At 68.8% G+C, this 21,438-nt stretch carries 24 protein-coding genes and 1 pseudogene; 10 read left to right on the top strand and 15 right to left on the bottom strand.

Annotation, left to right across the window (positions count from 1 at the left end):
* From ACWDN5_RS12800 to ACWDN5_RS12790, 3 genes and pseudogenes are all read right to left on the bottom strand, one after another.
* Positions 1 to 203, bottom strand: a pseudogene (locus tag ACWDN5_RS12800) (hypothetical protein); the annotation flags it as partial.
* A 1-nt stretch (position 204) separates the two neighbouring features.
* On the bottom strand, positions 205 to 402 hold the full coding sequence (locus ACWDN5_RS12795) for a hypothetical protein (protein WP_449676379.1): 198 nt from the start codon (positions 400 to 402) through the stop codon (positions 205 to 207).
* A 161-nt stretch (positions 403 to 563) separates the two neighbouring features.
* Positions 564 to 857, bottom strand: a complete 294-nt coding sequence (locus ACWDN5_RS12790; protein WP_449676378.1) for a hypothetical protein — start codon at positions 855 to 857, stop codon at positions 564 to 566.
* 119 nt (positions 858 to 976) lie between these two features.
* On the opposite strand from ACWDN5_RS12790, the gene ACWDN5_RS12785 reads away from it, so the two are divergent.
* From ACWDN5_RS12785 to ACWDN5_RS12775, 3 genes are all read left to right on the top strand, one after another.
* Positions 977 to 1,303: a GntR family transcriptional regulator gene (locus ACWDN5_RS12785; protein WP_310976736.1), complete on the top strand. Its 327-nt coding sequence runs from the start codon at positions 977 to 979 to the stop codon at positions 1,301 to 1,303.
* A 186-nt stretch (positions 1,304 to 1,489) separates the two neighbouring features.
* A complete protein-coding gene (locus tag ACWDN5_RS12780; RefSeq protein WP_449676377.1) occupies positions 1,490 to 2,965 on the top strand; it encodes a helix-turn-helix domain-containing protein in 1,476 nt (491 codons plus the stop codon).
* A gap of 1 nt (position 2,966) precedes the next feature.
* Positions 2,967 to 3,710 carry a hypothetical protein gene (locus ACWDN5_RS12775; protein WP_449676376.1) on the top strand — a complete coding sequence of 248 codons (744 nt, stop codon included), beginning with the start codon at positions 2,967 to 2,969 and terminating at the stop codon, positions 3,708 to 3,710.
* Positions 3,711 to 3,975: 265 nt separating this feature from the next.
* Here the strand turns inward: ACWDN5_RS12775 and ACWDN5_RS12770 are convergent, their stop codons facing one another.
* Together ACWDN5_RS12770 and ACWDN5_RS12765 are read right to left on the bottom strand one after the other, a co-directional pair.
* Positions 3,976 to 4,932, bottom strand: coding sequence for a pentapeptide repeat-containing protein (locus ACWDN5_RS12770; protein WP_449676375.1), 957 nt, complete (start codon positions 4,930 to 4,932; stop codon positions 3,976 to 3,978).
* An 863-nt stretch (positions 4,933 to 5,795) separates the two neighbouring features.
* Complete coding sequence (locus ACWDN5_RS12765; protein ID WP_449676374.1) at positions 5,796 to 6,452, bottom strand: hypothetical protein; 657 nt, start codon at positions 6,450 to 6,452, stop codon at positions 5,796 to 5,798.
* A gap of 579 nt (positions 6,453 to 7,031) precedes the next feature.
* Here ACWDN5_RS12765 and ACWDN5_RS12760 point away from each other — a divergent pair.
* The 4 genes from ACWDN5_RS12760 to ACWDN5_RS12745 are packed head-to-tail and all read left to right on the top strand — an operon-like array spanning position 7,032 to position 10,703.
* The gene (locus ACWDN5_RS12760; protein WP_003056176.1) at positions 7,032 to 7,292 is read left to right on the top strand and encodes a hypothetical protein; all 261 of its coding nucleotides are present in this window, start codon (positions 7,032 to 7,034) and stop codon (positions 7,290 to 7,292) included.
* Between the two features lie 5 nt (positions 7,293 to 7,297).
* Positions 7,298 to 7,543 (top strand): hypothetical protein, encoded by a 246-nt coding sequence (locus ACWDN5_RS12755; RefSeq protein ID WP_003056173.1) that lies wholly within the window; start codon positions 7,298 to 7,300, stop codon positions 7,541 to 7,543.
* Between the two features lie 35 nt (positions 7,544 to 7,578).
* Complete coding sequence (locus ACWDN5_RS12750) at positions 7,579 to 10,305, top strand: FtsK/SpoIIIE domain-containing protein (protein WP_449676372.1); 2,727 nt, start codon at positions 7,579 to 7,581, stop codon at positions 10,303 to 10,305.
* Positions 10,302 to 10,703 (top strand): hypothetical protein, encoded by a 402-nt coding sequence (locus ACWDN5_RS12745; protein ID WP_310969348.1) that lies wholly within the window; start codon positions 10,302 to 10,304, stop codon positions 10,701 to 10,703. Before ACWDN5_RS12750 ends, ACWDN5_RS12745 begins: the two co-directional genes overlap by 4 nt.
* 5 nt (positions 10,704 to 10,708) lie before the next feature.
* On the opposite strand, the gene ACWDN5_RS12740 is transcribed toward ACWDN5_RS12745, so the two are convergent.
* The 7 genes from ACWDN5_RS12740 to ACWDN5_RS12710 all read right to left on the bottom strand — a co-directional run bounded on the left by ACWDN5_RS12740 (position 10,709) and on the right by ACWDN5_RS12710 (position 16,746).
* The gene (locus ACWDN5_RS12740; protein ID WP_449676370.1) at positions 10,709 to 11,065 is read right to left on the bottom strand and encodes a hypothetical protein; all 357 of its coding nucleotides are present in this window, start codon (positions 11,063 to 11,065) and stop codon (positions 10,709 to 10,711) included.
* Positions 11,058 to 11,432, bottom strand: a complete 375-nt coding sequence (locus tag ACWDN5_RS12735) for a YbaB/EbfC family nucleoid-associated protein (RefSeq protein WP_449676369.1) — start codon at positions 11,430 to 11,432, stop codon at positions 11,058 to 11,060. Before ACWDN5_RS12735 ends, ACWDN5_RS12740 begins: the two co-directional genes overlap by 8 nt.
* Entirely contained in the window at positions 11,429 to 11,758 is a 330-nt protein-coding gene (locus ACWDN5_RS12730) for a hypothetical protein (protein WP_449676368.1), read from the bottom strand. The genes ACWDN5_RS12735 and ACWDN5_RS12730 overlap by 4 nt, the downstream gene beginning before the upstream one ends.
* Positions 11,755 to 12,324 (bottom strand): hypothetical protein, encoded by a 570-nt coding sequence (locus ACWDN5_RS12725; protein ID WP_449676366.1) that lies wholly within the window; start codon positions 12,322 to 12,324, stop codon positions 11,755 to 11,757. Before ACWDN5_RS12725 ends, ACWDN5_RS12730 begins: the two co-directional genes overlap by 4 nt.
* Entirely contained in the window at positions 12,324 to 13,517 is a 1,194-nt protein-coding gene (locus ACWDN5_RS12720; protein WP_449676365.1) for a putative T7SS-secreted protein, read from the bottom strand. The genes ACWDN5_RS12725 and ACWDN5_RS12720 overlap by 1 nt, the downstream gene beginning before the upstream one ends.
* The gene (locus ACWDN5_RS12715) at positions 13,514 to 14,140 is read right to left on the bottom strand and encodes a hypothetical protein (RefSeq protein ID WP_449676363.1); all 627 of its coding nucleotides are present in this window, start codon (positions 14,138 to 14,140) and stop codon (positions 13,514 to 13,516) included. The genes ACWDN5_RS12720 and ACWDN5_RS12715 overlap by 4 nt, the downstream gene beginning before the upstream one ends.
* 140 nt (positions 14,141 to 14,280) lie before the next feature.
* The gene (locus tag ACWDN5_RS12710; protein ID WP_449676361.1) at positions 14,281 to 16,746 is read right to left on the bottom strand and encodes an endonuclease/exonuclease/phosphatase family protein; all 2,466 of its coding nucleotides are present in this window, start codon (positions 16,744 to 16,746) and stop codon (positions 14,281 to 14,283) included.
* A gap of 126 nt (positions 16,747 to 16,872) precedes the next feature.
* Between ACWDN5_RS12710 and ACWDN5_RS12705 the strand changes: the two genes are divergently transcribed.
* A complete protein-coding gene (locus ACWDN5_RS12705; protein ID WP_449676360.1) occupies positions 16,873 to 17,790 on the top strand; it encodes a CapA family protein in 918 nt (305 codons plus the stop codon).
* A gap of 291 nt (positions 17,791 to 18,081) precedes the next feature.
* Here ACWDN5_RS12705 and ACWDN5_RS12700 read toward each other — a convergent pair whose 3' ends face one another.
* Both ACWDN5_RS12700 and ACWDN5_RS12695 read right to left on the bottom strand, forming a co-directional pair.
* Positions 18,082 to 18,528 carry a limonene-1,2-epoxide hydrolase family protein gene (locus ACWDN5_RS12700; RefSeq protein WP_310969361.1) on the bottom strand — a complete coding sequence of 149 codons (447 nt, stop codon included), beginning with the start codon at positions 18,526 to 18,528 and terminating at the stop codon, positions 18,082 to 18,084.
* A 16-nt stretch (positions 18,529 to 18,544) separates the two neighbouring features.
* On the bottom strand, positions 18,545 to 19,465 hold the full coding sequence (locus tag ACWDN5_RS12695) for a TauD/TfdA dioxygenase family protein (RefSeq protein WP_449676358.1): 921 nt from the start codon (positions 19,463 to 19,465) through the stop codon (positions 18,545 to 18,547).
* A gap of 310 nt (positions 19,466 to 19,775) precedes the next feature.
* On the opposite strand from ACWDN5_RS12695, the gene ACWDN5_RS12690 reads away from it, so the two are divergent.
* Positions 19,776 to 20,087 carry a hypothetical protein gene (locus ACWDN5_RS12690; protein WP_310969367.1) on the top strand — a complete coding sequence of 104 codons (312 nt, stop codon included), beginning with the start codon at positions 19,776 to 19,778 and terminating at the stop codon, positions 20,085 to 20,087.
* A complete protein-coding gene (locus ACWDN5_RS12685) occupies positions 20,084 to 20,656 on the top strand; it encodes a hypothetical protein (protein ID WP_449676357.1) in 573 nt (190 codons plus the stop codon). The genes ACWDN5_RS12690 and ACWDN5_RS12685 overlap by 4 nt, the downstream gene beginning before the upstream one ends.
* On the opposite strand, the gene ACWDN5_RS12680 is transcribed toward ACWDN5_RS12685, so the two are convergent.
* A complete protein-coding gene (locus ACWDN5_RS12680) occupies positions 20,649 to 21,431 on the bottom strand; it encodes an SDR family oxidoreductase (protein WP_449676356.1) in 783 nt (260 codons plus the stop codon). The two genes, ACWDN5_RS12685 and ACWDN5_RS12680, sit on opposite strands and share 8 nt — an antisense overlap.
* Positions 21,432 to 21,438: the final 7 nt, after the last annotated feature.

Here is a 21,438-nt window from a genome sequence, read left to right as displayed (position 1 = left end):
TTCTGAATCTTCACGATCACCAGCCACTGAACGAACGCGATAATCGCCGTGGCCAAGATCAGGCGGATCGTGTTGCCGGTCATGCGGGTGATCTCGCGAACGCCCCGCTGGGCCCGGATCGCGGACTTGCGGCCGGAGCGCCACACCGAGAACACGCCAACCAGCGCGAGACCGCCGAGGACCATCAGCACCTGGGTGGACATCTCAGGCCACCTCCGGCACGTCGAAGAGGTCGACCTGGCCGGGTGCCTGCCAGTCCCCGCCGTCCCACACCGCGTCCAGCGCGATGCCGTGTTCGGCGCGGATGACCGGCTCGGTCTCCGCAAGCCACGCCCGGCGGGTGGCGGCTGGGGTCTTGGCCCAGGACTGGCCGGTCTGGTCGGTGTATCGGCGGATCGCCAAACGCTCGATTGCGCGAGGGGTGAGGGTGCCTACCATGAGAGACCTCTCCGAGTAGCTACCTGCGTGGTGGTTGATCGGGAGACCCGACGCGGCGTGCGCGTTCTTGGCGGAGTGAGCCGCCGTGTCGGGACCAAATGCGACGGGGATACCGAGCCGGACCGTCATGCGGCCTCCCCGCTCTCCGCCGCGCCGGCCGAGTCGAGCCGGAGCGGCAGCACCCGCAGCGCCGCACGGCTGACGCGCCGGCGAGTGCGGTGAGCGTGCTGCGGGTCGGTGAACGCGTGCCGGGTACGGGTCTCCGCCACTGCCGTCGCGGCGGTCAACTCCTGGTCGACTTCGGCGATCAGCGAGTCAATCGCCGACTCGTCCAGGCCGTCCGGGCAGTGCCCCTGCACAGCGGAAACGCTGTCGGCAGCGGCCCGGGCGACGCGGTTGGTGATGTTCGCGGACTTCATGGGGAACCTTTCGTTCAAGTACCTTGCTGCACCTTATTGCACCTTAATGCACTCAGGTAAGTCAAGGTCGCACGTGTGGCGCATTAGGGTGATGTTGGTTTTCTGCGTACCCTGGCGAGATGCCTATCGATCAGCAGGGAGCGCAGCCGCTAGGCGCACAGATCCGGGATGACCTTGTCCGACGCATCCGGGCCGGCGAGTTCGCGCTCGGGGAAAAGATCCCGTCCCTCAAAGCGCTCTCGGCGACGTACAACGTCGCCGAGCTGACCGTCCACAACGCCATCCGGGAGCTTCAGCACGCCGGCGTACTCGAGTCCGCCGCCGGGCGAGGCACGTTCGTCCGGAGCCTCCCGGACGAGAGCGCGCCCGCCGACGACGTGGCCGCCCTCCGAGCCGAGGTTGCGGACCTTCGACGCCGGGTAGAGGAGCTTGAGAAGCGGTCGTGATGTTCGGCCGTTCGGCCCGTGTTCCGTGATCATGGGAATAGCTTCGCCCGTGAGCACCACCACAGTCCAAGGCCGGACAGTCCTAACGGCGCTCCCGCATGACAGGCAGGCATAACCGCAGGTCAAACGCCATCCAGTCAGCCCGATCACAGCCGAAGAAGATCGAAACGAAGGGACTTGCCACCAGTGGAAGCAGACCAGCCGTGGCTCTCGCCGAGGTCGACAACCGAGCTCGAACTGAACACCGGGCTGCTTGCTGAGGTCCTGAAGGAGTACCGGAAGACGAACGGGCTCAACCAGGCTGACTTGGCCCAGATCCTCAACATGGACCAGTCGTACATCTCGAAGATCGAGACCGGTCAACGGCAGGTCCGGGACCTGGATACCCTGCTGCGGGTCGCCAACCAGCTCGGCATCTCCCCGTCGCGGCTCGGCCTGTCCAAGGAGCTACTTCAGCCCGTCGCTCCCCCGTCGACGTCGGCGCTGGTGAACGAGGTCGACCCGGTCGCGGTGAGCCAGGAGGAGTGGCGCCGGATGCGGCGCGAGCTCAACAGCCGCCGGCGTGAGCTCGCCGAGGCGGCTGCGACGCTCTACCGGCCGGAAGCGCGCATCGGCAAGGCTCCGCTGATCGCCCGGCGCGAGTGGATGCCGCCGGCGCCGGTACGCCTGGAGGACATCAAGCTTGAGTGGTCGGACCACCGGGTGCCGATCACGGTCACCGGCACCGAACCCGAGGCGGACAAGGCGTTGCCGCTCCGTGCGCCCGGCCGGCGTTTCGAGCGCTACACGTCGGCGATCAAGTACCTGGACCCGCCGTCGCTGTTCGAGAACCGCACTAGCTACCGGCTACTGGACGTCGACCTGACGCCGTCAAACGAGCGGATGACCTTCGGCCTGGCAACGTACTTCGACAAGCTCGACCTGTCCGAGGCCATCGCGCACGAGCTCGCCGTCGCGCAGTTCCCGAACCGGAAGGTGCCGCGCGCGGACTGGGCGGAGCTCCCGCTGCGTGGCCTGATCGGCGACCCCTTCGACCTGGAGCGGCGGCCGGTCATGCCCGCGATCGAGACGCTGACACTCCGCCGCGAGCGTGACACCGGCAAGGCAACTTTCCTCCTGCACTGGCGCGACCCAGCGAAGGTGGCGACGGCCGCCGGCATCTACGGCCTCATTCCGGCCGGCGAGTTCCAGCCGTCGTCGGTGGCGGCGTGGGACAAGGAGAACGACTTCGACCTGTGGCGCAGCATGGTCCGCGAGTACTCCGAGGAGATACTCGGTGAGCCGGAGCGCGACGGTAGCCAAGGTGAGCCACTCGACTACGAGAACTGGTCGCTGTACCGCGACCTCCAAGCGGCACGCGAGAAAGACCGTGTCACCGCCTACTGCCTCGGCATTGGCCTGGACACGCTGACCCTCACTGCCACCGTCCTGACGGTCGTCGTCATGGACGACGATGTCTTTGATGAGTTATTTGGCAATGCCGTAGACGTGAACGCCGAAGGTATCTTGGTTACCGCCTCTGAATCATCATCGGTTTCCGAAGGTGTACCTTTCTCCGAGGAAAGCGTTATGCGGCTTCTCACGCAGGAGCCAATGGCCTCACCAGGTGCATGCATCCTAGAGCGGGCATGGCGTTTCCGCGACCAGATCATGAGCTCGTAAAATGGCATGGGAATGGGTCGCTCCCGTCGCCACTTTCGCCACCGGAGCCACAGGAATCTGGTTCACATACCGAACATCACGCAATCAATCAAAGTCGAGTTTAGACGCACTACTGAAGCAACTCAGAGAATCACATGAATCCGAACTACGCAAGGAGAAGCGCCAACTTTACGCCGACTACTTGGGCGCACTGGCTGAGGCTTCATTTATAACCTTGACAATGCAAGTTGCCCACTCAAACACGAAATTTGAATGGGGAAAACTGCCCGCGAGCACACAAAAGGCGGTTCTAAGATCAGTAAACAAGCTATTTCCGGAAAATATGTCACCCGATGAGCGTGCGAAAATGATAGTTAAGGCCCTCGACGAGGCCAAGCCGAAAGTTGAAGAGGCGATGAAGGATAGGCTTGCCGAAAAGGGCGTCCCACGCTATCCGCTCGCCGCAATCAACTTCAAAGACCTGTGGCGCCTCGCGGCGCAGGTAGACATGGTCGGCGGCAAAGAAATCGCGATACTCACTCGCGAGCCTATCACGAGCATAGCGCACGTCTTGGCAGCCGAAGGCCTCAACCCGGAAGAAATTCAGGAGGAAGTACTAAAGATCGAAGTGCAGATTTTGCTGCTAAGATCAGCAATGCGAGACGATCTGCAATACGCGCCGAACACAGGGTCGACTCCAGGACCAAGAAAACGCTGGCGGGTCCGGCGAAACGCCAACCCGAGCCAGCTAGAGCAACCGTCGTGACCACCTCACTTGCTCGTCAAACTTGACGACATCTGGGCGTTTCTGCAACAGGGAAGCAAGGCAACCCAAAGGCTACCCGCCCCCGTTATGCCCCCGAATGGCTTCAGTCTCCTACAGACACGCAGGTCACGACTTACTTCCACGATCCGTTCAAAATCCGTCCAGCCTGCGAGCAAGGATAGAGATCAGGTACAGGCACGCCTTGTATACGAACGGCCTCGCGGATCAACTGGGCTTGGGCCAGGCATGACGTTAGGCCACGGGCTTAGCGCGGCGATAGGCCCTCAGAGCCGGTGAAATTCGCGCCGGTGAAGTTCGCGTAGGTCAAGTCCGCGCCGGTCAAGTTCGCGTAAGTTAGGTCCGCGCCGGTGAAGTTCGCTCGGCTGAGACCTGCGTCAGTAAAGTTCGCGCGGTCCAGGTCCGCCCGGACGAGCTCTGCACTGGACAGGCTTGCACTGGTGAAGTTCACCTGAGTGAGATGTGCGTCGGTGAGGTCTGCGACCAAAAAATTTGCGTCGGTGAAGTTCGCGCAGGTGAGGTTCGCGCCGGTGAGGTTCGCGCCGGCGAGACGCGCGCCACGCAGGGATGAAAAGCCGAGGAACGTGCTACTAAGGTTCGCACTGCTCAAGCTCGCTTGATCGAGTTTCGCGTTGCTACCAAAGGACGCGCCGGCAAGGTACGCGCCATCGAGGTTCGCGCCGACGAGGCTGGCGCCTTCGAAAGCCGCTTTATCGAGGTACGCCCCCTCTAGGTTTGCGTTCTCAAGATGTGAACCCTTGAGATTTGCGGAGCTCAGGCAGGTCAGGCCAAGGTTGATTCGCACGTTTGCGTCTTGCTGCGGGTTGCGGCGGCCCAGCACGGTGAGGGCGGCTTGGACGTCGGCCTTTGGTCCGGTGTCGTTGCGAGGGCATCCCGTGCTGCTGGGGATGCCGGGACTGGTGACAGGGGCGGCGTGGGGGACGCGGCCGCGCACAAATTCCGAGAGAACTTCGATGACAATGGGCTGATAGCGCGGCGAGTCGATCATCAGTCGCTCTAGTGCGTACACCCCACCCAGGCGAGTTTGGAGGTGATCATCACCCTGGGTGCCGGTCTGCTCAACCGCCGAGGTGTAACGCCCGGCGATCTGACCTTGCTCCGCCAAAGCGTTCTGCTCGCGGGTGGCGGTGAGAGAGTCCCCGGTGTATACCAACGCCGCGAGTGCAGTGAAGGCGGTGACCATGCTTGTCACCTTCGACCAGTCCCGTCCTCGCTTGGCGACCGTGTACTGGGCCATGGACGCAGACAGCTGCGGTCCGGAAGATCGTGTCCACCCATCAGAGCCGGGCACCCACAGTGACGCCGTTGCAGGCGCCGACGTCGCCAGCGGCCGCGCGGAGCGTCTCCACCAAGTTATCCCGCCGCCCCCGGCCGCAACGGCTGCGACCGCGGGCCACCAGAGGGACCACCACGCGCCGATCGCTACCCATCCCGGCCACCACGGCAAGCTGGGCAACGTCACCAGAGCCACTAGCGCGGCGAACACGACCGCCGCCGACAACAACATCACGGCGCCCCAGCGCCGGCCACTAAGCAGCTTCACCACCCAAATGTTTCACCCGAGCGTGTCACGCTCGGTTCCAGGTCCAGCGGGCGCCGGAGGCAACTCGACGCCATTACTAAACGCTATCGCTACACACCACAGCGTAAGCGCGTCTTTGAACTTTGCTGCACCCGGTCCGGCAAGCCCCGCTCACGTGCAAGCCGGGACGGCGTGCCGTTGCCCCAGAGGGGCCAACTCGGCGTCCTGCGATCCCGAAGTGGTGGGCAGAACCTCCAAGCCCACCGCAGGCAACTCCTTGAGCTGCACAGCAGGGCCGCAGTCCATAGTCTCAGTTCTAGTCTCATTCACCCCGGGCGGTCGTTGTCCACCGACCGACGCGCAACGCTCTGACCTGCGGCTTCCGACTAGCCGAACCCTCACGTACGGCCATGTGCAGACTTGGAAAGCGTGTTGGGTTCACGCCCTCGCAGGTTCGAATCCTGTATCCTCCGCCGGTTGAACACGCCGGGTGTCCCGCTTCGGGACACCCGGCGTTTTCCGTCCTACCGGCCGTCCAGCTGCACGGGGAACTCCCGGATGGTCGCGACGGTGCTGTCCGGGTCGTCCGGCTGCACCAGGTCGACCGGGTTCCGCAGCTGGTGCAGGTCGCCCGCCGGCGGGAACTGCGTGAGCTCGCCGACCAGCTCGGCCGGGGCCTTGGTGACCAGCACCAGCGGCTCACGCCGCGAGTCGGGCTGGTCGATGGTCATCGTGAACGTCAGCCTCAGGATCTGCTCGTAGCGCGGGGGGTTCTGCTGGATGAGCCTGAGCACGCTCGGGGCGTCGGCGTCGACGTCGTCCTGTTCCAGGGTGATCGTGCCGCCACCCTGGCGGGAGCCGTCGCCGGCGGGCAGCACGGCGGCCACCTTGAACCCGATGATCCGCAGCCGCACGCTGTTGGCCGGGTCGGCCGGGTTCGCTTCGACCCGCACCTTGAGGCCGCCTCGGAAATCGACGCTGAACTTCGAGAGCCTGATCTCCAGCGGCGTGTTCAGCGCCAGCAAGACGTTCGGGATCTCCGCGCCGATCGGCGGCAGGAGGCCGCTCACCCTCGGAACGGTGGCCCGAGCGGCCGGCGTCCCGCCCAGCACCAGCACGGCGGTCATCGCCGCCGCCGCGACCGACCACGACCGGGCAAATCGTTTGACCTGGGTGAACACGGGGCTTCCTTTCCTCGGACCGGCCTACCGCCACCTCCACCGTCGGACACCCCAGGCCCCGCACCAACCACTTTCACCCCGCTGTGGAATGACCGATCCCGCACGCCCGCCCCCTCCGTCACTCTGGTCCCGGCCACCCCTTGCGCGACCCACCGTCGGTATGCCTCGGACACAGTTGCGCGGCACTTTCGGCCCACCCGAACATGAAATGCGTTCGGCGCCGCAGAATTCCGTACCTGTACGGGGAGTTACGAACAGGGCTGAGCGCAAGCGGTTACTCCGGTCGCGCTAGTCTCACCAGCACCTCGCCCGCCCCCGTCGAGAAAGGCCAGCAGTGGCACTGAAACCGCTCTGACCTGGGGTAGCGCTGGCCAGCGACTTCAAGGTGCGGTACTGGCGTCGGGACGACCCCCGCACAGACCGTGATCGGCCCGGCCCCGGACGTTCCCACGTCCGGGGCCTTGCTGATTCCGGGCCCGCGATCACTCGGCAAAGTCTGATGATCACGCTGAGTCGCTGGATCTGTTTCAATGGAATCCGTCCCCCGTACGACACCAGATTTCGAGGAGTAGAGGCCCGATGGCCGGAGTCGAAGAGATCCGCGCTGGCATCGCGCTCGCCAACGAGAAGGCGTCCGCGAGCATCGCCGCCCTGCAACAGGCAGCGCAGTCTCTCGAAGAAGCCCAGCAGTCGCTCGCACAGGCGACGCAGGGGAGCAGCCAGCACGAAGTGAGCCAGGCGCACGGACTCCTTGCGGAAGCCCTGCAAGGCATCAACGGCTTGCAGAGCACCGTCCAAGCAAGCATTTCCTCCGCCGACTCCTACTCGGCGCGTCTGTAAGCCGGATGACGCTCGCCGAACTCCACCAGCTGCTCACCGCTGCCGTGACCGGGCTCGCCGACGCGCGCGCCCACTCCGAACGGGCCACAAGCCTGCTCGGAGAAGCCCGGCAAGCTCTCGTGGATGCCCAGGCCAAGGCCGATCCCTGGCTTCCTTCGCAGTACGCACAGGCCGGCGAGGGGCTGGACCAGCTCCTCGTCCGCCTGCACGCTGCCGAAGATCTGGTGAGCGGATACCGGTCGCGCCTGTAATCCTTTTCAGGGGACACCTTTTCTTGGGGACGCCGATGGCCAACAAGTCAGCCGAGCAACGCAACCGGGTCGAGACCGCGCTCGACCGGGTCCGCCACCAGATCGGATTGGTGCTGGGCGCGGCGGCCGGCGCGCGCCAAGCCGCGGAGGCCGACCTCGCCAAGCTCCAGCTCGAGCAGGACATCGTCAAGGTCGGCATGAACCACGCCAGTGCCGAGCAGCAGAACGAGTGGTCGCGCCACCCCGCCGCGCACGAGGTGTTCGGCGCGCTCGGGACGGTGCGAAGCGCCTTCTACACCGACTGGAGCCAAGGCCCCGCGACCCTGCGCGAACTGGTCGCGCAGAACGCACCCGGCCCGGCCGGGCTGCCACCGGGCGACTGGCTCGGCACGGTCGGGCACAACCCCGGCCTGACGTCGCCCGGGCTGTGGCGCGTCGGCTCGGCGACCGCCGCCGGCGGGGACGCGACCCGCACGTTCGACGTCGCCGTCCCGCTGCTCGACGAGTCGCACCTGGCGATCACGTCGGCGCCGAAGACCCGGCCGGTGATCGACGGCATCGTGCAGAACCTGCTGGTCCGCGTGCTGTCGACGTTCGAGCCGGGCGCGGTCCGCGTGCATCTGTGGGACATCGGGCAGCTGACCGCGATCCTGCCCGACCTCTACCCCCTCAGCCACACCAGCGCGCTGTCGCTCTACGACCCCGGCCGGCTGGAGGACCTCCTCGACGAGCTGGCCGGCCACATCCGCCGCATCCACGCCAGCTGCATGTCCGCCGGCTTCACGTCGCTGCGGGAAATGCGGCAGCACAACCAGCAGCGGGGCGAGCCGTACCGCATCGTCGTCCTCTACGGCAACGGCGAGACCCTCGAACCGGAACGCGCCCGCGACCTCAAGCGCGTCGCGAGCGGCGCCTTGGCCGCGGGCATCTGCCTGATCATGGTCGACGTGCCGACGGCGGTGAGCGCGCCCGTCGAGACGCTGAGCCTGCTCGACGAGAGGCACGCGATCAGCAGCATGACCGGCACCGACCTGGTCGTCGACCTCGAAGCCGCGATGCCGTCCGCGCAGGTGATCCGGGCCGTCGACAAGATCGCCAAGGCACTGATCGCCAAGCAGGGCGGGCCACGGTCGTTCGACGACCTCCTGCCCGCGGAGCTCGGACAGGAGAACTCGGCCCGCGAGCTGCGCGCCCCGGTCGGGTTCTTCGAAGGCGAGCCGGTCGAGGTCGTGATCGGCGACGCGAGCCCGCACGCCCTGATCGGCGGCCCGTCCGGTTCGGGCAAGACGAACTTCCTGTACGCGCTGCTCGGCAGCCTCGCGGCGCGGTACACGCCCGCCGAGCTGGCGCTGTACCTGCTGGACTTCAAGGAAGGCGTCTCGTTCGCCGGTCTGGCGCCGGGCCGCAAGGACGCGAGCTGGCTGCCGCACGCGCGGCTCGTCGGCGTCAACGTCAACACCGACCGCGAGTTCGGCCTGGCGCTGCTGCGGTTCCTGGCCGACGAGCTGCGCCGCCGGTCCGCGGCCGCGAAGGAACACGAGGTCACCAACCTCGCCGACCTGCGCGACGCCGATCCGGGCGGGCACTGGCCGCGGATCGTCGCGGTGATCGACGAGTTCCAGTACCTGTTCGCCGGCCGGGACCAGGTGACGGCGACGGCGACGCAGCTGCTGGAGGACATCGCGCGGCGCGGCCGGTCGCAGGGCATCCACCTGGTGCTGGCGAGCCAGGACGTCGCCGGCATCGAGGCGTTCTGGGGCAAGCCGGCGGTGTTCGAGCAGTGCACGCTGCGGATCGCGATGCCGAAGGCGCGGCGCGTGCTGGCCGAGACGAACAACGCGGCGGTGTCGGCGCCGAAGTGGCACGCGGTGATCAACCACGACTCCGGCGTCGCGCACGGCAACCAGCTGGCCCACATCCCGGACGCGAGCAGCAAGAACGTGTTCGTCCGGCTGCAGCACCGGCTGTGGGAGGAGTACGCGGGCCACTTCCCGCGGCCGCGCCTGTTCGACGGCGCGCACCAGCCGGTCCTGGAACGGTTCCCGGCGTACCTGGACCTCAAGCCCAGCTCGAAGCCGCAGGCCCTGCTCGGCCAGTCGATCGACGTGACCGAAACGGCGTGCGGCGTCGACCTCCCCCGGGCCCCGGGCCGCAACGTCGCGGTGCTCGGCTCGGCGACCGCCGAGGCACTGTCCATCATGGACTCGGCGGCGCGCTCGCTGGCCCGGCAGTACGAACCCGGCGAAGTCGAGTTCATCCTGAGCTGCCCGATCGAAGCGTGCGCCGACGCCGCGATGGAGCTGACCGAGCGCCTGCGCGAGGACCACGCGGCGTCCCTGGTGGACGACCTGACCGGCGTCCTGGAGTCGCTGACCGGCTCGATGTCGGGCGGCGCGAAGGTACTGCTGCTGTACGGCGTCGACGCGGCTTTGCCCGTGCTGGAAGCCAAAGCGGTCGGGCAGCTGAAGAGCGGCCTCGACCACCTGCGGGTGGTGCTCAAACAGGGGCCGGGCCACGGCATCCACACGATCGGCTGGTGGCGCAGCATCGCCCGGCTCAAGGACACGCTGGGCTTCGCCGGCACCGACGACATCGGCACGTGGGCGGCGCTCGACGTCCAAGGCAACGAGCTGTCCCCGTTCGCGGCGGGCCAGGTCGTGCACTGGTCGCCGCGGCCGGGCCGCGCGTTGTTCTTCGACCGCACGACGCACGGCGCACCCGAAGTGATCATCCCGTTCCAGCGTCCGGAGAACGACCGATGACCGACGACGCCACCGCGGCCATGCGGTACAAGGAGATCATCGCCCTCTCCCGGGGTTCGGCGGAGAACCTGCGCGAGTGGGAGCTGGCGCGGGCGGAGGCCCTGGAGACGGAGATCGAGGCGGCCACGGCGGCGATCGAAGTGGCCACCGAACGCGAAGCGAGGGCGGCCGAGCGCGCCACGCGCTGGTGGAAGATGGCGCTGCACAACATCCAGGGCCTGACGTGGCTCGCCCCGGGCGACGACCCGCGCCCGGTGTCGACGGCCCGCGCGGCGTACCTGGAGCGGTACCTCGAGGAGGTCAAGCCGAGCTACCAGGAGCTGGTGCAGGCGGTACTGGCCCTGGGCTGGCGAGCCAAGCGGGCGGCGGCGAAGCAGCGCGGGGAGCCGCCTGCTTGACAGGTTCAGAATGACCACGGCGCCACCCTTCCCGGCTGGTGCGGCGCGTAGACGAACTCGTAGTAACTCCCGAACTGGTGCTCGATCAGGGAGTAGCCGCGGCTTTGCGCGACCCAGAGCAGGTCGGGTCTGCCGATGCTGAACTCGATCCTCCGGATGGTCACCTTGTTCCGCCCGTCCAGCTGCGCGGCCAGCCGCGCCATCTGTCGTTCGCGCGGCTCGGAGGCCCGGTTCATCCGGATGATCATCAACGTCAGGCTGGCGGCCATGAGGCCGACGAGAACGACGGTGAGCATCAGCCAGAGCAGGAGACCGGTTGCGCTGCCGGAGCGCGCGGCCAGCACCATCACCGGGCTAGACATCGAACACCGTGTCGTAGGGATCGTCGTCGTCCGCCGGGGCGGGCCTGCGCGGCGCCGCCTTCGGGACCGGAGCGGCCGCTGGTGCCGGGATAGCCTCTCTCCCGGCGGCGACGGCTTCCCGGATGGCCGCGGTGATGGTCCGGCTCAGCGTGACGGCGTCGAACCGCATGGCCTCGGGCGCGAGCCGGACTTCGCTGACGACCCCACCGGGCCCGGCGAGCACGGTGACGGACCGGTCCGCTGACGTCACGGTGGCGTGGTCGCTCCCCGCGATGGCCGCCAGGACGCGCTGGTTCTCGGCCTTGCGGTCTTCGATCCGGCGGAGCTGCCAGCGCATTTCCTCGATCAGCTGCGCGTTGTCGGTCATGCGAGTCTCCCCGGCTGGTGCGGCGTGAAGACGAACTCGTAGTACTTCCCGACCCGGTGGTCGATCAGCGAGTACCCCCGGCTGTACGCGACCCGGATCAGGTCCTCTCGGGCCAACCCGATCTCCATCTTCCGGACGTACACCTGGTTCCGGCCGTCGAGCTGCGCGGCCAGGGTGGCCATCTGCTCCTCGCGCGGCTTCGTCGAACGACGTACGCGGAAGATCGTCAACGTCAGCCCGGCAAGGACCACCACGCCCATTAGGACGAGGAAGGCCGTCCGCACGGCCGGCGACTCGGATGACCCGGCGGCCACCGTGCTGATCACGGCGTTTCCCCGCTCCGCAGACTCCAAGCCACCTTCGCGGTCGCCTCGGCCACCGCGGGCCAGGCGTCCTCGGACTCCGCGATCACCGACAGGATCACCACGGACCGGCCGTCCGGCAGCGGGATCTGGTACTCCGCCTTGATCTGGGTGCGCACGTCCCGTTCGGGAACGTGGAACTCGCCACCGCTGATCGCCACGATGGCCGGTCCGATCGGGAGCCGGACCGGTTGGACGACCGCGCGCTTGTGGCGGCCGCGGTACTGCTCGGCCAGCGCCACCACCACGGCGTCGCGGTTGCCGGGTGCAGTGTCCGGCCACTGCGCCACGCCGAGGGTCAAGGTCGCGACGTCACCCTTGCGCCGGCCGACCGCGAACTTGCCGAAGACCCGGATACCGTTGGCCTGCATGGCCGGGACCAGCGCCATCAGGTAGCTGCCGAACTGTTCGACGCTCGTGCCGGACGCCACGTTTTCGGCGACCATCCAGGCGTGGCTGCGGTTGAGCCTGTCGTCGGTGCCCACCGGCATGCCGGCGAACCCGGGCGGCAGGTCGATTTCCAGAGGCATCAGTTCCACACCTCGTCTTCCGCACGCTGACGACGGCGCTCCGGCGCATCGTCGGCCTGCATCCCGGCTTCGGCAGCGTTCCAGTACGCCATTCCGGCCGGCGACACGAGGGAAGCCGCAGCCTGGGTCGCATCCTTCGGCACCCAATAGTTGAGGAGGTCTCCGATCGGCCCCTCGAAGTGCGTGCCGATCATTCGTGCGCCGGCATCGGCCTGGAACTGAGCGCCGAAGGCGCCGTATCCGAGGCCCTTCATCACCGCTTCGCCTCCCGTCGGCAAGAAGCTGCCGATGAACGAGGTCCCCGCGCCGATTCCGTCGAAGATCAAGGTTTCCCGAGCGACATCGGCGCCCGCCAGTTTGGCCACGGCGTGACCTTCCATCGCTGCCTCCCCGAAGGTGGTCGCGACGGCCCCCACCACCTCCTTCGCCGGCGACGGGAGGAACTCGCCGACGAAACCGAGCGCGTTTCCGATGTCTCCGGTCACGTCCGAGAGCTTCGAGATCAGCTCCGCGTGGTCCTGGACGAAGTTCCACGCCTCGTCGAACTCGTCCGCGAGGGTGTTCGACAAGTCGACAAGTGCCCCGCCGACCGCGTCACCGAGTTTGTCGAGGAGGTCCGGCTCGTCCGGGGCCGGCTCCTTGGCCTTCCGCAGCAGCTCCGCGACCCGGGCGGCGGCGTCCTGGTGCTCCTGCTGGAGCTGCTTGGCCGCGTCTTGGACGTTCTGGCAGCCGTCGATGGCCGTCTGGAGTTGCTGGCCGGCGTTGTCCAGGAGGCGCTGGGCGATCTGCAGGGACTGCTGGTCCGGGAACGTCCGGTCGGCCAGGGCCAGGTCCGGGTTCGCCCGCGCCTGCTCGGCCGCCCGGGCCGCGGCTTCCGCGCGGGCCTCGAGGTCGGCTGCGCGTTTCTGCAGGTCGCCGAGGGTTTGCGCCCAGCCTTCGAGCGCGTCGGCGGCTCGGCTCATCGATTTGGCGGCATCGTCGAGGTACGCCGGCAGCGGGCCGATGCGCCGGGCGAAGGCCTCGCTCGCCTCGCCCTGCCAGATGCCCTGCTTCCGGACGATCCGGCGGAGCGAGTCGTCGGCCTCGGTCAGGTCGTCGGCGACCGTGCGGTACTTGCCGGCCAGGTCGGCGATGCCGTCGAGATCGCCGGGCGCCGGGTCGAAGCCGAGGGCCGGGAAGTCGCGGGCGCTCACCGGCCGAGGCCGTTCAGGAGGTCGGTGATGCCGCCGGTCGCGCCGCCACCGGGCGGCCCGTCGCCGGGCTGCGCCGGGCCACCGGGCTCGGCCAGCCGATCGATGCCCGGCACCCCACCCGTCACGCCGCCACCAACCGGGCCTTCACCCGGCTCAGTGACCGAATCAGTTCGCCCGGCCGCCGATCCCTCGGCCAGGTCGTCGATCCCCGGCACCCCACCGGTGTATCCCCCACCCACCGGCCCCTCGGCCGGCTGCGCGATCCGCGGGTGGTTTCCCTTCACTCCACCCGGGGACTCACCGCCGGCGACACCGTCGCCCAGCACCGCCGAGCCGAACTTGCCCAGCTCGCCGCCGAACTGGGCTTCTATCTCCTCGTACTTCTGCTTCGCCGCCTTCAGCCGCTCGGTCACCTCCGAAGCCGCCTCACCGAGGCGGCCGATGCCGAAGCGCCAGGCCTCCTCGAACTCGACGCCGGCTTTGCCCAGCTCCGCCGTCCCCAGCGCGCCGAACGCCCCGCCGCCGCCCAGCTTCTTGTTGGCGCCCGCCATGCGATCCGCCGCTGTGCCGAGGTCGCCGATGAGCTTGCCCAGCTCGTCGACCTTCACCGCATACCCGTCCACGCCACCCCTCCCCTTGTGGTGCCTTCAACCGTAAGACGGCCGTCAACGCTCCGCGGTTCCGCAGTCACCCATCGGAGTGGTGGAACGAGAAAGGCCACCTCCGGGCAATACGCCCGAAGGTGGCCTCGTCGCGAAAAGACCTACTTCACGAAGACCTGCTCCAACCAGTCGAGGAAGTCGTAGAACGCGTCCTCCAACGGGTTGCCCGCGCCCGGCCGGAACCGGATCACCTGCGGGTCGTGGTCGCTGGCCTGGTCGGCGAACTCCGCGTTGATGTGGACGACGTCGTAGTCCACCCCGCGCGGTGCCCGCGACGCCAGGATGTGGTCCAGCACCTGGGATTGGCCCTCGAACACGTAGCTGTACCGCTCGGCCTCCGGCACCGACGCGATCAGGTCCTTCAGCGCGCCACCCGCGGTCAACGTCCGGACCGCCGGCGAGAACGGGTAGTCGTTCAGGTCGCCCGCCACCACGATGTTCGCGTTGCGATCGGCCGCCAGCAACGAATCGACGAAGCCGCGCAGCACCGTCGCCTGCTTCGCCCGCTGGACCTCGGAACTGCGCGTCGGCGGCTGGAAGCGGCCGTGCGTCGGCTGGTCGCCGCCCTTCGAGTTGAAGTGGTTGGCGATGACGAACACCGTGCGGCCCTTGAAGACGAACTCGCCGGCCAGCGGCTTGCGGCTGGTCGTCCAGGCTTCGTTCGTGGGGTCGACGCGGCCCGGCGACGCCGTCAGGTGCGCCTTGCCGTGCTCGCGGACGACCCCGACCGCGGTCGTCGACGTCCCACCCGGACGGTCCACAAAGGACACACGAGCCGGGTTGAACAGGAACGCCACCCGGATGTTGCCGCCCGGCTGGCCGCCGTCCTGGTCGTTCACCGGGTCGATCTCGCGCCACTGGTAGCGCGGGCCGCCCTTGGCCACGATCGCGTCGGTGAACTTCTGCAGCGTCTGGTCGGCGGCGACGGTACCGTCGTCGGTCGCGCCCGTGTTGTCCTGGATCTCCTCCAGGTTCACGATGTCCGGCGTCGCCAGGTGCGTCACGATCGCCTCGCCGAGCCGGTCGTACTTCGCCTGCGGGTCGCTCGGGGCCAGGTTCTCGACGTTGTACGTCGCGACGGCGAGCTCGCCGGTCCGCTGCTTGCGCGTGGTCTCGCCCTGCAGCCCGTTGTCCTTTTCGGTCCCGAGCACGCTGGCGAACAGCGTGTAGCCACCGAAGTTGCTGTACTCGACCGGGCCGGACGTGGTGCCGGTCAGCACGTCACCGACGTTGAGCTTCGGGAACGGCCGCTGGTCGAACGGGATCAGCGACGAAACCTTCATGACGCCGCTGTTGAGCTGGTCGTAACCGAGGTAGACGCTGCCGCCGCGGACCGACCGGTGCTGGTCCGGCTTGGACGTCACGTACAGCTCGTTGAACGAGTTCGACGGGCCGACCACGCGGGCGTCGCTGATCGAGACGATCTCGCTCTCGTGCGCTTCCCAGAAGTCCAGCGCGTACTTCGCCGGCTCCAGGGTGAGCGGCTCGATGTTGCCGCCCGGCGACGGCGCGTACGTCGTCGGCACGGTGTCCGGGGTCAGCACCGTCGGCGCCGGGAGGGCGTTCCCGTGCGAGCCGACCGTCCACTGTGCACTGCTCAGCTCGGTGAGCGACTGGAAGTTCGACGTCGCGGGCGCGTCCGGGTAGAACTCGCGGACGGTGCCGGTCGCGGTCACCGCGTCGCCGGCCGCGACCGCCGGGGTCGTCGAGCCGGTGAAGACGAACAGGCCCTCGCTGGTGCGCGGGTCGCTGTCCGGGTTCGGGTCGGTGAGCCAGAACCCGCGCGACGAACCGAACGTCCGGGTCGCGGTGACGACGCCGGTGACGCCGGAGACCTTCTGGTCCTTGAAGGGCGAAATGCGCGTGGTGCCCTGGATGTCGTGGATCTTCGCCGGGGTCGGCGCCGGGCCGGGGTCCCCGCCGGTCGACTCGCCCGCGGTGTTGGTCGGGGTCGGCTCGCCGGCGGTGAAGTCGGCGGCGTTGTCGTCGGTGTCGGCCAGCGCCGTGCCGCGCGCGACGGACGTCGTGTTCGACGGCGCCGCGGTCGGGTTGCCCTCGCGCACGGTCGCCGCGCCGAACCCGACGAGGTCCTTGATCCGCGCGTCGGCGGCGCAGTCGGCGGCGGTCTTGCAGGTCAGCGCGGTGGTTCCGGAGACGAGGGCGATCGTGCCGGCGGTGGCCGACATCGCGATCGCGCCGGTCGCGTCCGGCGTCGGCAGCGCGACGGTGCCGCCGGAGCCCTTGCTCTCGGCGACGAGGTAACGCCCGCCCGGCGCGACGCTGCCGGCCAGCGGCGTCACCTGCCAGGTGCTCGACGGGCTCGCCGAACCGGGCAGGTACTGGACGCTGAACCCGGCGAGGCTCGCGGCGGCCGCGCCGCGGTTGGCGAGCTCGACGAAGTCGCTGACGAGCGTCGCGCCCGAGTTGCCACCGCCGCCGTAGACCTCGGCGATGACCGCGTCGGCGCTCGGTGCGGCGAGCGCGGCCGGTGCGGCCACGCCGCCGAGCACCAGGCCCGACGCGACGGCCAGCGTGAAGGCCGCCTTGGATCTGTGGGTCTTGGTCACCCTGAGTCCCCTTTGTGCTTGAACAGTCGTGGCATAGTCCCCCGAACAAGTGAGGAGGAGGAAGACAAAGATGCAACGATTCGTAACAACTACTTTCGTCGTCACTCACTCGGCAGAGCAGGTTTCGTGATCACGCTGGTACTGGGCGGAGACGTCACTCTTCACGGCCGGGCGACGCCGTCCTTCGGGCCGCTGGAACCGCTGCTCAAGGGCGCCGACCTCCGGTTCGTCAACCTCGAAGGCCCCGTCGACGCGGCGGCGGCCGAAGCGCTGAAGCCGATCGGTGTCGATGTCGTCTCGGTCGCCAACGACGCGCCCCACCCGCCGGCGAGCCTGGCCGTCCTCGAGCACGCCGGAATCGCGTACTGCGGGGCCGGGGCGAATCCCGACGCCGCGCACACCCCCGCGGTGATCGAGCGATCCGGCGAAAAGGTCGCATTCCTCGCGTACACGTCACTTCGCCGCCCCTTCGCCGCGCAGCCGGACTTCCCGGTGGTCGCGCAAGCGTTTGCGACGACGGCGTACCAGCCCGATCCGCACGTCGCGGAGATCCCGGGCCGCCCGCCGCTCGTCCGCACCATGCCGGTGCCCGAGCACCTCGACCGGCTGGTCGCCGACGTCAAGCGGGCCAAGAGCGACCACGACCACGTCGTCGTCTCGATGCACTGGGGCCTGCCGGGCGCGGAGCTCGCCGAGTACCAGGTGACCTACGGGCGCGCGGCGGTCGACGCCGGCGCCGACCTGGTGGCGGGGCACGGCTCGCCCACGATCCAGGCCGTCGAGGTGTACCGGGGCCGTCCGATCCTCTACGGCCTCGGCCACCTCGCCGCCGACCGGCCGGACGGGCTGCTCGCCGGGTGCATGCTCGGCGACGAACCGCGGCTCGAGCTGATCCCGGTCCGGCGGAACGCCGCCAACGAGTGCGAGCCGCTCGGCGGGGACGAAGCGGACAAGGTGCTGCGGTATGTCGCCGAGGTCTCGACGCTGCGTTCCACCACGGTGACTGTCCAGAGCGGAATCGCATCGGTATCCGTTGGCGCGTAACGGATTGCGCCCGTTCTGTGACAGCCGGACACCGGCGTGTCACCCATCCGGCGCATCTGCCTTAAATGAAGGTCAAGGGTCGGAACAACCTGCGTGAAGCGGCGGTACGGTCTGCGTGAGCCGCCGGAAAAGTGGCACAGACCACTCCCCGACAGCTCACGGTAGGCACGACACGGGGGGAGGGAAAATGATCATGTGGGGGCTGATTGTTTTCAGCTGCGTGTTCGTGCTGGTGCTGGGGATAGCCGCGGTCGTGGACCTTCGGGACCACGACCGCGGCGAACACCGGGTCTAGCGCACCGGCTGCCTCGCCTTGTACCGGCCGAGGAGGGTGCGCGCGCCGGCCAGGGCGACCCGCCCGGCACCCTTCGCGCTCGCGGCCAGCACCGTCGTCCAGTCGAAGTAGTCGCGCCAGAGCACGATCCGGCCCGCCTCGACCTCGAACGTGCCGCACACCCAGAACTCCGCTTCCCACGCGCCGCGACGCAGCACGTCGGTGCGCTCGGTGAGCACGACGTTGCCGTCCGCGGCGATGTGGTGGGTCCGCGCCTCGAACCCGGAGCCGTACTTGGCCATGACGCGCAGTTGCTTTTCGAACGCCGCGACGCCGCGGGCGGGCGGCAACGGCACGTTCTGGTACACGATGTCGCTCGCCACGAACGTCAGCGCCCGGTCGACGTCGAGGTCCTCGAGGGCCTCCAGGAAACCGGTCACCACTACCTTGGGTTCATCGGTCATGGCCCCAGGCTACGGCTCAGCGGGGCCGGTCGCCCGCGATCGCGACGCGCTCCGCGATCCGGACGTGCGGGTGGTAGTCGTTGACCGCGTAGTGCTGCGTGGCGCGGTTGTCCCAGAACGCGACCGAGTTCGGCCGCCAGCTGAACCGGACCTGGAACTCGGGCGTGTGAGCCTGCAGGAACAGGTACCGCAGCAGCCGGTCGCTCTCGGCCCGGTCGAGGCCCACGATGTGCGTGGTGAACGCCTGGTTGACGAACAGGGTGCGCCGCCCGGTCTCCGGGTGCGTCCGGACCACCGGGTGTTCCACCGGCGGGAAGCGGTCCTGCCACCGCGCCAGCAGCGCGGGATCGGAGAACCGGTCGAAGCCGGGGAGGTAGTCGTGCACCGCGGTGAGCCCGTCGATGCGGGCGCGGACGTCTTCGGGCAGGTTGTCGTAGGCCGCGGCCATGTCGGCCCACATCGTGTCGCCGCCGACGGGCGGCACCTCGATCAGCCGCAGCACCGAGCCCAGCGCCGGTTCGGGCCGCCAGGTGACGTCGGTGTGCCAGATGTTCTCGTACCCGGGCATGGCCGCGGTGCGCTCGAAGCGCGTGACCGCTTCGTCCTCACCCCGCGCGATGAACGGGTTGGTCTCCAGCTCGCCCCAGTTCGCGGCGAACGCGCGCTGCTGCGCCGAGGTGATCCGCTGGTCGCGGAAGAAGAGCACCTTCCACTCGAGCAGCGCGTGGTTGAGCTCTTCGCGCAGGTCAGGGCCGACCGGCGCGCCGAGGTCGACGCCGTCGACCTCGGCGCCGATCACCCGGCCCAGCGGGCGGAGGGCAAACAGCTCGTACGGCTTCCGCTGCGGTTCCCGGAGAATTCGGGGGCCTTCGACGATGCCATCCGCGGGCGTGACCGCCCCGCGCAGCTGAATCCGGGCAGGAAGATCTACGGACATGGTTGTACTCCAACGGGTTTCGGGGAAATCGGACGCCGGGTTCGCGTCAGGCGGGCGGCGAACCCAGGCGGCCGCGGCGCAGCAGGAGCTCCGCGATGCCTTCCCCGATCGACCGCGCGAGGGCCCGGATCGGCGTGCTTTCCGAGGTGGCGGGCATGTCTTCATGGTCACCTTCTTCCCGATGCGCGGTCAAGACGTCCACTTGGTGGAACGCCGACAACGCCGCAGGTCACCGCGATGCGGGCGGCCCGGGAGCATGAGGCAAGATCTTCCCCGATCGGGTGAGCGCCCTTGATGACGGAGGTCCCGAATGCCGGAAGGCAGAGGCTCGCGAATCGACCCGGTTCGGCTGCGCGCCGCCGCCGACCTGCTCGACCAGGCGGCAGCCGCCGACGACAAAGCCGCGGGGAGGTTCGCCGAAGCGCGCGTCGATTCGACGCCGTTCGGCATCTCGCCACAGGCGCGTGAGCTGGCGGCGCGCTGGGCCACGGCGCTGGCGGCGCGTGAGGCGGACGCGCGCGTCCTCGGCGACGCGACGTCGGACCTGGCGGGCCGGCTGCGCATGGCGGCGGTGAGCACGCGGAGCACCGGTTTCCGGGGGCGGTTAGCGGTGGCACCGTGACCGCTGAGGTCTTCGAACACCCGGCGCTGGTGTCGGCGGCTTCGCAGCTGGCCCCGTTGCGCGCGGCGGCCGGCCGGCTCGGCGTCGCGGACCCGGTGGCGGCGCTGCGGCACCTCGACTGCGCGCCGGCGTCGATCCGCGCGTCCGCCACGGCGGTCGACACCGGCGCGCTGGGCGTGACCTCGGCGCAGGCCGAGTTCCGCGCCGGTGTCGAGCGTGCCGAAAACGGCGGCAGCAGCGAGGCTTTCGGTACCTGGGCGGACACAGTGGACGGTCAGTACGCCGCCGCGGCGCGGGCGGCCGCTTCGACCGCGGCGCTGGGCGCCCGCATCGCCGACCGGCTGGACGAGCTGGCGGTGTCCGCGGCCGAGGAGGTCCGCGCGCTGGCGGCCGCCGCCGCGGCACCGGTGTCGGCGGTCCTGGCCGGCGACCGCTCGGCCGAAGTGGTGAGCGAGGTCAGCGCCACGTGCGCGGCGGTGATCCGGGCCGTGCAGGAGAAGATCGCGGCGCTGACCGCGCTGGCGGCCGAGCTGGAGCCGGTGACGGCGCCGGTCGTCGAACTCAGCTGAAGTGCTCGCGGGCCCAGTCCGCGAACGGCCGCGCGGGGTGCCCGGTGACGCGGGGGACGTCCAGCGAAACGGGTTCCGGGTCCTCGACGAGTGATGCCCAATGGTCCACCGCACCGGCCGCGAATTCCGGCCCCATGAAGGAACTCAGCTGCGCTTTCGCCTCTTCCGGCGGTTGTTCTTCCCACGTGACAGGCGTTCCCAGTGCCGCACCGATGAGCCGGGCTTGCTCGGCCTGCGTGACGGCTTCCGGGCCGGTGACGAGGTAGATCTGTTTCGCGTGGTCCTCGGTGAGCGCCTTGACGGCCATGTCGGCGACGTCGCGTTCGTGGACGACCGACCGCTTCGCCTGCCCGTAAGCCGCCCGGACCACGCCGGTGCCGGCCTGCTGCGCCCAGGCGAGCGCGTTGGTGGCGAGGCCGGTGACGCGGAGGAAGGTCCAGTCGTCGGTGACCCTTTCGACGGCGGCTTCGACGTCTCCCCAGACGCCTCCGTCTTCGGCGGACATGGCGGAGAGGTAGACGATTTTCTTGCCCCGGAAGGGTTCCACGGCCTGTTCGATGCCGTCGGCGCTGAAGAAGGGCCAGAGCAGGTAGACGGCGTCGACGCCTTCGGCGGCTTCGGCGGGATCGGTGATGTCACCCTGGACGACGTCGACGCCCTGGGGCGCCTTCGCGGGATCCCGGACGAGGACTCTGGTGGGGACGCCCGCGGCGCGGAGGCCGGCGACGACGTGCCGTCCGGTGTGGCCGGTGGCCCCGGTGACGAGAATGGTCATGCCGCCA

Source organism: Amycolatopsis sp. NPDC003731, from assembly GCF_053586895.1.
This window is presented reverse-complemented; position numbering and strand designations above follow the sequence as displayed.